The sequence below is a fragment of the Pedococcus sp. P3_C7 genome, assembly GCF_056402615.1.
On record NZ_JBFUHC010000013.1, the window covers coordinates 189186 to 200728 of the forward strand.

An 11543-nucleotide genomic window follows, 5' to 3' on the forward strand; every position below is an offset into this window, starting at 1 on the left:
TGGACCGATCTCGGGTCCCGGCAGTGGCAGCAACGGCGCCGTCGGCGGCCGGCTCGACGGCCTGACGAGTGCCTCGGCCGACTGGGGCGGGTTGTCCGTGCTCGTCGCCGGTCTCGGTGTCAGCGGCTTCGCCGCTGCCGACGCGTTGCACGAGCGCGGCGCGCGGGTGGTGGCCGTGGACGGTGGCGACCCCGCCGCCACCACGGCGTTGGGGGAGCGCGCGCGCATCCTCGACATCCTCGGGGTGGACGTGCGCCTCGGTCCGGACCACGTCGCGGACCTGCCGGACGGCCCGCTTCCCGACCTCGTCGTCACCTCACCAGGGTGGCGCCCGGACCAGCCGCTGCTCCTGGCAGCTGCGCAGGCCGGCATACCTGTCTGGGGCGAGGTGGAGCTCGCCTGGCGGATGCGTGCGGAGGTCGGCCCGGCACCCTGGCTGACCATCACCGGCACCAACGGCAAGACGACCACGGTCACCATGCTCGCGTCGATGCTCAGGGCGGCCGGGCTCCGCGCCACGGCTGCCGGCAACGTCGGCACGCCGATCCTCGAGGCGGTGCTGCACCCCGAGCCCTACGACGTGATCGCGGTGGAGCTGTCCAGCTTCCAGCTGCACTGGTCGGACTCGATCGCCCCCTACGCCTCGGTGTGCCTCAACGTCGCCCCGGACCACGTCGACTGGCACGGATCGATGGAGGAGTACCAGCGCGCCAAGGGCAAGGTCTACGCGCGGACCAAGGTCGCCTGCGTCTACAACGTGCAGGACCCCGTCACCGAGCGGCTCGTCGAGGACGCCGAGGTGCAGGAGGGCTGTCGCGCGATCGGCTTCACCCTCGGCACGCCGGGGCTGTCGATGGTCGGCGTCGTCGACGACATCCTCGCCGACCGGGCCTTCGTCGAGCAGCGCAAGACCTCGGCCGCAGAGCTGGCCACCCTCGATGACGTCCGCGGCAGCGCGGCGACCCTGGCCCCGCACAACCTGGCCAACGCCCTGGCGGCGGCGGCCCTGGCCCGGGCCTATGGCGTGGCCCCGCTGGCCGTCCGCGACGGGTTGAGGGCCTTCACCCCCGACCCGCACCGCATCGCCGACTGCGGCGAGGTCGACGGGGTCCGTTACGTCGACGACTCCAAGGCGACGAACCCCCACGCGGCGTCTGCGTCGTTGCACGCCTTCGAGCACGTCGTCTGGATCGCCGGCGGCCTGCTCAAGGGCGCCGACGTCGACGACCTCGTCCGCGAGGCGGCCGAGCGGCTGCGCGGCGTCGTCCTCATCGGCGCGGACCGCGCCCGGCTGGCCGAGGCGTTGGCCCGACACGCGCCGGATGTCCCCGTCGTCGAGGTGTCGAGCACGGACACTGGAGTCATGGAGACCGTCGTCGCGCGCGCGGCCGAGCTCGCCCAGCCCGGCGACGTCGTGCTGCTCGCCCCGGCAGCGGCCTCGATGGACATGTTCCCCAACTACGGTGCCCGAGGCGATGCCTTCGCTGCGGCGGTCGCACGCCACGCCGGGTCCGCAGGAGACTAGTCGTGAGCAGTGCCACGACCTCGCCCCCCGGGGCGCGGACCGCGTCGCACGCCTCCTCGAACCGCGCGTCCTCGACCCAGGGGGAGCCGGGCCGGGTCGGAGGCTGGCTGCAGCGACTCGACTCGCCGGTCACGAGCTACTACGTCCTGCTCAGCGTGACCGTGGTGCTGGTGGTCATCGGCCTCATCATGGTCCTGTCCGCCTCCTCGGTGAAGTCGCTGGTCCAGACCGACAACGCCACCCCCTACGTCTTCTTCCGCAAACAGCTGCAGTTCGCGGCCATGGGTGCGATCGCCATGATCGTCGCCGTGCGGATCCCACCACGGGCGTGGAAGGCGTTGGCGGTGCCGATCCTGGTCGGCTCGCTGCTGCTCCAGCTCCTCGTCTTCACGCCGCTGGGGGTTTCCGTCAACGGCAACCGCAACTGGCTGGCCCTGGGTCCGGTCACCCTGCAGCCGTCGGAGTTCGCCAAGATCGGGCTGATCCTCGTGGGGGCCACCGTCCTCACCGCCAAGCGCAGGCTGCTCGGCCAGATGCGGCACGTCCTCATCCCGTTCCTCGTCCCGGTCGCGGCGGGGACGATCGGCCTGGTCCTGCTCGGTCACGACCTCGGTACGGTCATGGTGATGGGCGGCATCGTCGCGGGACTGTTGTTCGCCGCGGGGGTGCCGCGCCGGATGTTCGTCTACGGCTGCTCCCTCTTCGCGGCCCTCGCCGTGACGATGGTCGTCACAAGCCCGAACCGGTTGGCCCGGTTCGACGTCTGGCTCGGCAAGGACACCAACGAGTACGGTGCGTACCGCCAGCCACTGCACGGCCGCTACGCCCTCGCCGACGGTGGCTGGTGGGGGGTCGGCCTCGGCGCCAGTCGCGAGAAGTGGCAGTGGCTGCCCGAGGCCCACAACGACTTCATCTTCGCCATCCTCGGTGAGGAGCTCGGGCTGCCGGGCACCCTGGTGCTGCTCGGGCTGTTCTGCGCGCTGGCCCTGGTCTGCTACCGGATCGTCCTGCGCACCGACGACACCTTCGTGCGCGTCGCGACCGCCGGCGTGATGGCATGGATCGTGGTCCAGGCCATCATCAACATCGGTGCAGTGATCGGGCTGCTCCCCGTGATCGGGGTGCCGCTGCCGCTCGTCTCCTACGGCGGGTCGTCACTGATGACCACCATGTTCGCCCTCGGGATGCTGCTGTCCTTTGCCCGCAAGGAACCGGGCTGTTCCGAGGCACTGTCGGCCAAACCGTCCGTGGTCCGCCGCTCGCTCGCGGTCCTGCCCGGGCGTCGGGGTCGGCGCTGATGTCCCCTGAGTCCACCCCCAGGTCGGTCCTGCTGGCCGGTGGCGGGACGGCTGGTCACGTCTCGCCCCTCCTGGCCCTCGCCGACTGCCTGCGCCGTCGTGACCCCGAGGTCGTCATCACCGCTCTGGGCACGGAGACGGGCCTCGAGGCGCGGCTGGTACCCGACCGCGGGTACCCGTTGATGACCGTCCCCAAGGTGCCGCTTCCTCGCAGGCCGTCCGCTGACCTGCTCCGCCTCCCGGGCAACCTGCGTGCGGCGGTCGCGGCCGCCGAACGGGCCATCGAGCAGTCCGGTGCCCAGGTGGTCGTCGGCTTCGGTGGCTACGTCTCGACCCCTGCCTACCTCGCAGCCCGTCGCCGACACGTCCCGATCGTCGTGCACGAGCAGAACGCCCGAGCCGGTCTGGCCAACCGCGTCGGCGCCCGGATGACCCCTTTCGTGGCCACGACCTTCGCGAGCACGAAGCTCGCCCACGCGACCGCGATCGGCATGCCCCTGCGTCGCGAGATCGCCCAGCTCGATCGCGCCGCGGTGCGCCCGGAGGCTCTGGCCCACTTCGGGTTGGAACCACACTGGCCGACGGTGCTCGTCACCGGTGGCTCGCTCGGGGCGCAGCGGCTGAACACGACGTTCGAGGCGCGGTCGGCGACCCTGCGCGCGGCGGGCGTGCAGGTGCTGCACCTCACCGGTGCCGGCAAGGAGTTCGTCGCCGACAACAGCGGAACGGGCGCGCCCTACGTCGTCGCCCCCTATGCCGACCGGATGGACCTCGCCTATGCAGCGGCCGACCTGGTGGTCGCCCGCGCGGGCGCCAACACCGTCTGTGAGCTGACCGCCGTGGGGCTGCCGGCCGTCTACGTCCCGCTGCCCATCGGCAACGGCGAACAGCGGTTCAACGCCGCCGACGTGGTCGCCGCCGGTGGTGGCCTACTGGTCGAGGACGCTGCCTTCACACCCGCCTGGGTCGACGGCACCCTGGTGCCCCTGGTGTCGGACCGCGACCGGATCGACGCCATGGCTGCCGCCTCGGCAGCAACGGGGGAGCGCGGCGCCGACGAGCTCCTGGCTGACCTGGTGGTGGCTGCCTTCACGGATTCCCTTGCGCGGCAACGATGAACGGCTCCAACGAACGCTTCGACTTCACTGAGCCCGTGCCTCCTCTGGGGGACCTCGGCTCGATCCACTTCATCGCCATCGGTGGCGCCGGCATGTCCGGCGTGGCACGCGTGATGCTGGCCCGGGGGTGCGCGGTCAGCGGCTCCGACGCCAAGCAGTCCCCGGTGCTCGCCGCCCTCGCCGCGGAAGGCGCCGAGGTGCACGTCGGCCACGACGCGGCATACGTCGAGGGCAAGGACACCGTGGTCATCTCCTCGGCGATCCGCGAGTCCAACATCGAGCTGGCGGCCGCCCGCGCGGCGGGCCTGCGCGTGCTGCACCGCTCACAGGCCCTGGCGAGCACCATGGCCGACTCGCGGCGCGTGGCCGTCGCGGGGGCCAACGGCAAGACCACGACGACCTCGATGCTGACGGTCGCGCTCCAGCACTGTGGCGTCGACCCGTCCTTCGCGGCCGGCGGTGAGCTCGCCAAGCACGGCACCAACGCGCACTGGGGCACCGGCGAGGTGTTCGTCGCGGAGGCCGACGAGAGCGACGGTTCGTTCCTCGTCTATCGACCCGAGGTGGCGGTCGTCACCAACGTGCAGCCGGACCACCTCGACTTCTACGGAACCTTCGAGCGCGTGCAGGAGGCCTACACCGCGTTCGCGGCGTCGATCCTCGAGGGTGGACTGCTCGTCGCCTGCCAGGACGACCAGGGGTCCCGCGAGCTGGCGCTGGCAGCGCGAGCGGCAGGCAGGCGGGTGCTCACCTACGGATGGTCGAGCGAGGCCGACGTCGTCCTGCGCGACGAGGTGTTCCGGGGGCTGATGGGTCGGGTCACCGTCACCGGACCCGACGGCGTCGCGCGGAACCTGCGGATCAACATCCCCGGTCGCCACAACCTGCTCAACGCCGCTGCCGCCTACACCGTGGCCGTCGACGGCCTCGGCCAGGACCCCACCCGCGTGCTGGACGGGCTGTTCGGCTTCACCGGCACCCGGCGCCGGTTCGAGCCCAAGGGGTCGGCGGCCGGTGTCTCGGTGGTGGACGACTACGCCCACAACCCCGGCAAGGTCGCGGCCGTCGTGGGGACGGGCGCGGACCTGGCCGGCGAGGGGCGGCTCGTCGTCGTCTTCCAGCCCCACCTCTACTCGCGTACGCGTGACTTCGCCCGCGAGTTCGCGGCGGCGCTGCTGCCCGCTGACGTGGTCGTCCTCATGGAGATCTATGCCGCGCGGGAGGACCCCATGCCGGGCGTCTCGTCCCAGCTCGTCGCCGACGCGTTGCGTGAGCTGCGTCCGGACGCGGACGTCATCGTCATCCCGTCCTGGTCGGCCGTGGCCGAGCACGTGGCCGGTCTGGCCCGCGAGGGGGACCTCGTCATCACGGTGGGTGCCGGGGACGTGACGATGATCGGGCCCGAGATCCTGCGCGCCCTCGGCCAGGCATGAGCCGCCATCCCGGGTCCAGCGGTCGCGTGGGTCGCACGGGCCTCGCGTCGTCACGTGCGCGGTTCCAGCGCCGGGCCCACGAGGTGCGCCAGCGCCCCCTCCGGCTGCTCGGGTATGCCGCCGCCGGCCTCGCGGTCGTGGTGCTCCTCGGGTGGGTGGTCGGGTTCAGCCCGGTCCTCGCCGTCCGCACCGTCGAGGTGGTCGGGGTCCCCGACGCGGAGGTCGCAGCCATCAGGGCCATGGCCAGGGTGCCGCTGGGGGAGCCCTTGGCGCGGGTCGACAGTGCCGCCGTGGCCGCCCGGGTGGCCGAGCGGGCCACCGTGGCGGACGTCTCGATCGAGCGGTCCTGGCCCAGCACGCTGGTCATCCACGCGAGCCCCCGGCAACCGTTCCTCGTGGTCAAAAACCCTCAAGGTCAACTACAGGTTGTAGATGAGACAGGGATGGCTTATGCCCAGGTCAGCACCCCTCCGCGGGGCGTCCCGACCGTCAACGCCGCGACGACAGCCGCCCTGTCCCGGGATGCCCTCGCCGCTGCGGTCAGCGTCCTGAAGGCGCTCCCCGCGGCGACGCAGAAGCGGGTCACCAACATCACCGTCAGCAGCGCGAACCTCGTCACGCTGATGATCGGCCGGACCTCCGTGGTCTGGGGCGGAGTCGACGAGCCGGAGCGCAAGGTGGCGATCATGACCGCTCTGCTCAGGTCACGGCCGGCCCTGATCGATGTCAGCGCTCCCAGCACGCCTGTCACCCGCTGAGGGCGACACCCGCAGCTCGTGACAGACTGTGGCCTGTGGGGCTGAAGTGACGGGTGTGACAGACCGTCCGACGACCCCGCGGAAAACTGCTGAATCGGGTGAATCTGTGCTGCGACACGCGGTCGATCAGGTTGCCTGCGACCCATGTGACGCATAGCGTCGGCGACACCGAAACGTAGGCATCTGGACGCGGATGAGGGTAACCCTCAACTTGACGTCGAGGGACAGGCGATCGGTCGACGGGCACCACCACGGACTCGTCAGCACCCAGCGACGACCATCACCAAGCACCGCATTCAGGAAGGCCCACCGCCGTGGCAGCACCACAGAACTACCTGGCCGTCATCAAGGTCGTCGGCATCGGCGGAGGTGGCGTCAACGCCATCAACCGCATGATCGAGGTCGGCCTCAAGGGCGTCGAATTCATTGCCGTCAACACTGATGCGCAGGCGCTGCTGATGAGCGACGCGGACGTCAAGCTCGACATCGGCCGTGAGCTCACCCGGGGCCTCGGTGCCGGCGCCGACCCCGAGGTCGGCAAGAAGGCCGCCGAGGACCACGCGGAGGAGATCGAGGAGGTGCTCAAGGGCGCCGACATGGTCTTCGTCACCGCAGGTGAGGGTGGTGGCACCGGCACCGGTGGTGCACCGGTGGTCGCCAAGATCGCCAGGGGGCTCGGAGCCCTGACCATCGGTGTGGTGACGCGTCCGTTCACGTTCGAGGGACGTCGTCGCGCCAACCAGGCGGAGACCGGCATCGCCAACCTGCGCGAAGAGGTCGACACCCTCATCGTCATCCCCAACGACCGGCTGCTGTCGATCAGTGACCGCACGGTCAGCATGCTCGACGCGTTCCGCTCGGCCGACCAGGTCCTGCTGTCCGGCGTCCAGGGCATCACCGACCTCATCACGACACCCGGACTGATCAACCTCGACTTCGCCGACGTCAAGTCCGTCATGCAGGGTGCCGGTTCGGCCCTCATGGGCATCGGCTCCTCGCGCGGCGACGACCGGGCCGTCCAGGCCGCTGAGCTCGCCATCTCCAGCCCGCTGCTCGAGGCCAGCATCGACGGCGCCCACGGTGTGCTCCTGTCCATCCAGGGTGGCAGCGACCTCGGTCTCTTCGAGATCAACGAGGCGGCGCGACTGGTGCAGGAAGCGGCCCACCCCGAGGCCAACATCATCTTCGGCGCGGTCATCGACGACGCCCTCGGCGACGAGGTGCGGGTCACCGTGATCGCCGCAGGCTTTGACGGCGGCGCCCCCCTCAAGCGCGAGAACGACCGCGCGATCGGACAGATCCAGGGTTCGTCGCGCCCGGCCCAGCAGCCGGCGACCCCTGCGCCCGTCCCGCAGGCCGCTGCCCCGGTCGCCGAGACGCCCAGGTTCGAGCCCGTCGCAGCCCCCGTGTCGCGCGACGCCCCCGTGCAGACGTCGCAGGCAACGCCGGTCGAGCCCGCGGCGCAGCGCGAGCCCGCTGGCCGCCCGCCGCGGACCGTCACCTTCGACGAGGGCGACGACCTGGACGTGCCCGACTTCCTGAAGTGACGACACGCTGAGACCACGCCGACAGGGGCGCCGGACGACTCCGGCGCCTCTGTCGTAGGTTGGGGCGGTGTTCTACTGGCGCGCGCACTCCGGTCCCGTGCAATGGGCCTTCACCGACCGCGAGGGTGGCGTCAGCGGCGGCGACTTCGAATCGCTCAATCTGGGCGGGCACGTGGGGGACGAGGTCGGTGCTGTCGAGGAGAACCGTGCTCGGGTCGCGAAATCCGTTGGGGTGCAACGTGATCGTCTGTTGTTCATGCAACAGTGCCACGGGAACGACGTCATCGTCGTCGACCGGGAGTGGGGCTCGGAGGGACCGCCTCCGGCGGACGGCGTCGTCACCGCCACCCCGGGGTTGGCCATCGCGGTGCTCGTGGCCGACTGCATCCCGGTGCTGCTGGCCGACCCGGTCGCCGGCGTCGTGGGCGCCGTGCATGCCGGTCGGCCGGGGATGATGTCCCGCATCGTCGAGTCCGCGGTGCTGCAGATGCGCGACCTCGGTGCCCGTGACATCAGCGCCGTGGTCGGGCCGTCGGTCTGCGGCCGGTGTTACGAGGTCCCCGCGGGGATGCGCGCCGCGGCCGCGGAGGTCGCACCCGAGTCGTCCGCACGGTCGTGGTCAGGCACCCCCGCCATCGATGTCGCCGCAGGGGTGGTCGCCCAGCTGGTGGCCAATGACGTCGGGGTGCAGTGGGTCCCGGGGTGTGCCCGTGAGGACGCACGGCTGTTCTCCTACCGCCGCGACGGGCGCACCGGTCGCTTCGCGGGGGTCGTCGTGGCCGGGGTGGCGTGAGCACCGGCGAGGCGCGTCGCGCCGAGCTCGCCGACAACCTCGCCCGGGTACGCGAGCGCATCGATGCGGCCTGCGCCCGGACCGGACGGGACCCGTCGGACGTCGCGCTGGTCGCCGTGACCAAGTTCTTCCCCGCCAGCGACATCGAGCTCCTGGTGGAGCTGGGCGTCACGGCGATCGGGGAGAACCGCGACCAGGAGGCCTCGGCCAAGGTGTCCCAGCTGGCCCGGCGGCACGACGTGGAGGTCCACTTCATCGGTCAGCTGCAGACCAACAAGGCAGGGTCGGTCGTGTCCTATGCCGACGTGGTGCAGTCGGTCGACCGCCCCAAGCTCGTCGCCGCCCTCGATCGCGCGGCAGCCGCCCGTGGTGTCCGTCCCGCCGTCCTGGTCCAGGTCTCCCTCGACGACCCACCCGACAGGGGAGGGGTCGAGCCGCAGGCTGCCGAGGCGCTGGCCGACGAGGTGGCCGGCTGCGACCACCTCGACCTGCGTGGCGTGATGGCGGTCGCGCCGCTCGGGGCCGACCCCGCGCACGCGTTCGCCCGCCTGCGCGCGGTGGCACACGGCATACAACAGGGGCATCCGCGGGCGACCTGGATCTCCGCTGGGATGAGTGGAGACCTCGAGGCTGCGGTGGCGCACGGAGCGACACACCTGCGTGTCGGGAGCGCAATCCTCGGTTCTCGGCAGTCACACCGGTAACTTCTGTTGCGAAGACGGCGATCTCGCGGGCAAGGCGTGGTCGTGAACGGACAGTAGGCACTGAACCCAAAGGGAGCTCGCACATGGCTGGGGCACTGCGCAAGACGATGGTGTACCTCGGGCTCGCCGAGGATGACGAGCGCTACGACGGTTACGACGAGTACGACTACGACGAGCCCGGCCACCAGGAGGCCCCAGCGGAGCGTTCGGCCGCCGTCACCCCGCTGCCGCAGCGCACCCCCGTCGCCCGGGTCGTCCGCGACGTCGAGGTGGGTGCGCTGAACCGCATCACCACGATCCACCCGCGCACCTACAACGAGGCCAAGAACATCGGCGAGAGCTTCCGCGACGGCACGCCGGTCATCATGAACCTGTCCGACATGGACGACTCCGACGCCAAGCGCCTGGTCGACTTCGCGGCCGGACTGGTCTTCGGACTCCACGGGCAGATCGAGCGGGTCACCTCCAAGGTGTTCCTGCTGTCGCCGTCACACGTCGAGGTCTCGGCGGAGGAGGGCCCCGCGGCCCCCACGGCGGCCCGCGGCCTGTTCAACCAGAGCTGACCCACACAGCCAACACCAAACCTCCCATGGCAGGGTGAGCCCATGCTGCTGGGTCAGAACATCGTCGCGAGCACCCTTCGCTTCGTCGTCTTCCTCTTCTTCATCATCCTGCTGGGACGGCTGGTCCTGGACTGGGTGCAGGCCTTCGCACGCGACTGGCGTCCCCGCGGCGCGATCCTCGTCGTGGCGGAGCTCGTGTACACGATCACCGACCCGCCCCTGAAGGCGCTGCGCAAGATCATCCCCCCGCTGACGCTGGGCACCCTGCGCCTCGACCTGGCGTTCCTGGTCCTGATGCTGCTGACCAGCCTGGCGTTGAGCCTGTTGTAGTCGCCCACTTTCCGACGAGCCACATCCTGGTCCGCGCCGCATCCTCTAGGCTGGCGCGTGACCCATTCTCTGGGATGCTTTACCTGCACTGCTCATGCCAGCCAACCGAGGTGACTACATGACGCTCACGCCTGAGGACGTCCTCAACAAGAACTTCACGCCGACGCAGTTTCGGCGTGGCTACGACGAACGCGAGGTGGACGACTTCCTCGACGAGGTGGTCGCCGAGATGCGTCGCATCGTCAAGGAGGGGGATGACCTCCGTGACCAGCTGAACGAGTGCCGGCAGACCAAGGGTATGCCGGTCGTCGCCAAGGCCGACCCCAACGCCGCCGCTGCCAAGGCAGCGGACGCCAAGGCCGCCCAGGAGGCGGAGGCGAAGGCCACCCGCGAGGCCGAGGAGCGCCTGGCGGCCATCACGGCCAAGGCCGACGAGGCAGAGAAGGCAGCCCAGGAGCGGGTGGCTGCAGCCATGGCCCGCGCCGAGGAGGCCGAGAAGACGGCGCAGGCCCGCGCAGAGGAGGCCGAGCAGGCCGCCCAGGGTCGCATCTCGGACACCGAGAAGGGTGCCCAGGAGCGCGCGCAGGCCGTCGAGGCCCGCGCCAAGGAAGCGGAGCAGCGGGCCGCCGAGGCTGAGCAGCGGGCTGCCGAGGCCCAGCAGCAGGTCGAGGAGGCCCAGCGCCAGGCCGAGGAGGCCCAGCGCCAGGCCGAGGAGCTCCAGCGCGCCAACGACGAGCAGACCAAGGCCCTCGAGGCCGCCCGGGTCGAGGCTGCGCAGGCGACGCAGGCAGCCCAGGCGGCGCCCATCGTTGCTGCGGAACAGGGCCACGCCGCGGCCGTGGGTGCCGGGGTCGGTGGTGGCGCCAGCGCTGCCGCCCTGCTCGAGATGGCTCAGCGACTGCACGACGAGCACGTCGGCCAGGGCGAGTCCACCAGGGACCGCTTGATCTCGGAGGCACAGGCACGGCACGACGAGCTCGTGGGCGACGGCCAGAGCAAGCACGACGAGCTGATCACGGTCGGCCAGAACAAGCACGACGAGCTGCTGTCCGTGGGTCAGTCCCGCCACGACGAGCTCCTGGCCACGGCGCAGTCCCGGCACGACGAGCTCGTCGGCGAGGCGACGACCAAGCACGAGCAGATGATCACGGAGGCCCGTGAGCGCTCGACCGGCATGGTCCACGAGGCGCAGCAGAAGAAGGCGCAGATCCTCGAGGAGCTCAATCGCGAGCGCAGCATGCTCGAGAAGAAGATCGACGAGCTGCGGACCTTCGAGCGCGACTACCGCGCACGGCTCAAGCACTACATCGAGGAGCAGCTCGCCGACCTCGAGCAGATCGGTGTGGAGCCTGCCGAGGCCGGCGACGACGAGGGCCAGACGCAGGACGAGGACGGCTCCGACAACCGGTAGGAGGCCCACCTCCGGCTACAGGCAGCAGTGCACGACGAGAGCGCCCACCGCATCGCGGTGGGC

General features: G+C 70.9%; 11 protein-coding genes. All 11 read left to right on the forward strand.

Annotation, left to right across the window (positions count from 1 at the left end; all coding sequences use genetic code 11):
• Positions 1-7 precede the first annotated feature (7 nt).
• On the forward strand, positions 8-1525 hold the full coding sequence (gene murD, locus AC1DS4_RS18390) for a UDP-N-acetylmuramoyl-L-alanine--D-glutamate ligase (protein WP_477613438.1): 1518 nt from the start codon (positions 8-10) through the stop codon (positions 1523-1525).
• 2 nt (positions 1526-1527) lie between these two features.
• Positions 1528-2823: a putative lipid II flippase FtsW gene (ftsW, locus tag AC1DS4_RS18395; RefSeq protein WP_477613310.1), complete on the forward strand. Its 1296-nt coding sequence runs from the start codon at positions 1528-1530 to the stop codon at positions 2821-2823.
• Positions 2823-3941, forward strand: a complete 1119-nt coding sequence (murG, locus tag AC1DS4_RS18400) for an undecaprenyldiphospho-muramoylpentapeptide beta-N-acetylglucosaminyltransferase (protein WP_477633352.1) — start codon at positions 2823-2825, stop codon at positions 3939-3941. The genes ftsW and murG overlap by 1 nt, the downstream gene beginning before the upstream one ends.
• A complete protein-coding gene (gene murC, locus AC1DS4_RS18405; protein ID WP_477613308.1) occupies positions 3938-5374 on the forward strand; it encodes a UDP-N-acetylmuramate--L-alanine ligase in 1437 nt (478 codons plus the stop codon). Before murG ends, murC begins: the two co-directional genes overlap by 4 nt.
• Positions 5371-6132: a cell division protein FtsQ/DivIB gene (locus AC1DS4_RS18410; protein ID WP_477623583.1), complete on the forward strand. Its 762-nt coding sequence runs from the start codon at positions 5371-5373 to the stop codon at positions 6130-6132. Before murC ends, AC1DS4_RS18410 begins: the two co-directional genes overlap by 4 nt.
• A 314-nt stretch (positions 6133-6446) precedes the next feature.
• Positions 6447-7679, forward strand: coding sequence for a cell division protein FtsZ (gene ftsZ, locus AC1DS4_RS18415; protein ID WP_477633353.1), 1233 nt, complete (start codon positions 6447-6449; stop codon positions 7677-7679).
• 67 nt (positions 7680-7746) lie between these two features.
• Positions 7747-8472 carry a peptidoglycan editing factor PgeF gene (gene pgeF, locus AC1DS4_RS18420; RefSeq protein WP_477633354.1) on the forward strand — a complete coding sequence of 242 codons (726 nt, stop codon included), beginning with the start codon at positions 7747-7749 and terminating at the stop codon, positions 8470-8472.
• Entirely contained in the window at positions 8469-9176 is a 708-nt protein-coding gene (locus tag AC1DS4_RS18425) for a YggS family pyridoxal phosphate-dependent enzyme (protein ID WP_477633355.1), read from the forward strand. The genes pgeF and AC1DS4_RS18425 overlap by 4 nt, the downstream gene beginning before the upstream one ends.
• Positions 9177-9259: 83 nt before the next feature.
• The gene (locus tag AC1DS4_RS18430) at positions 9260-9739 is read left to right on the forward strand and encodes a cell division protein SepF (protein ID WP_477613303.1); all 480 of its coding nucleotides are present in this window, start codon (positions 9260-9262) and stop codon (positions 9737-9739) included.
• Between the two features lie 42 nt (positions 9740-9781).
• A complete protein-coding gene (locus AC1DS4_RS18435) occupies positions 9782-10069 on the forward strand; it encodes a YggT family protein (protein ID WP_477613302.1) in 288 nt (95 codons plus the stop codon).
• Positions 10070-10187: 118 nt separating this feature from the next.
• Positions 10188-11480: a DivIVA domain-containing protein gene (locus tag AC1DS4_RS18440; protein WP_477633356.1), complete on the forward strand. Its 1293-nt coding sequence runs from the start codon at positions 10188-10190 to the stop codon at positions 11478-11480.
• The last annotated feature ends 63 nt before the right edge of the window (positions 11481-11543 follow it).

Bases quoted from the DNA above. Each gene is read 5' to 3' on its own strand.
- murG (WP_477633352.1), top strand. From the start codon at position 2,823: ATGTCCCCTGAGTCCACCCCCAGGTCGGTCCTGCTGGCCGGTGGCGGG.
- murC (WP_477613308.1), top strand. From the start codon at position 3,938: ATGAACGGCTCCAACGAACGCTTCGACTTCACTGAGCCCGTGCCTCCT.
- AC1DS4_RS18410 (WP_477623583.1), top strand. From the start codon at position 5,371: ATGAGCCGCCATCCCGGGTCCAGCGGTCGCGTGGGTCGCACGGGCCTC.
- AC1DS4_RS18430 (WP_477613303.1), top strand. From the start codon at position 9,260: ATGGCTGGGGCACTGCGCAAGACGATGGTGTACCTCGGGCTCGCCGAG.
- AC1DS4_RS18435 (WP_477613302.1), top strand. From the start codon at position 9,782: ATGCTGCTGGGTCAGAACATCGTCGCGAGCACCCTTCGCTTCGTCGTC.
- AC1DS4_RS18440 (WP_477633356.1), top strand. From the start codon at position 10,188: ATGACGCTCACGCCTGAGGACGTCCTCAACAAGAACTTCACGCCGACG.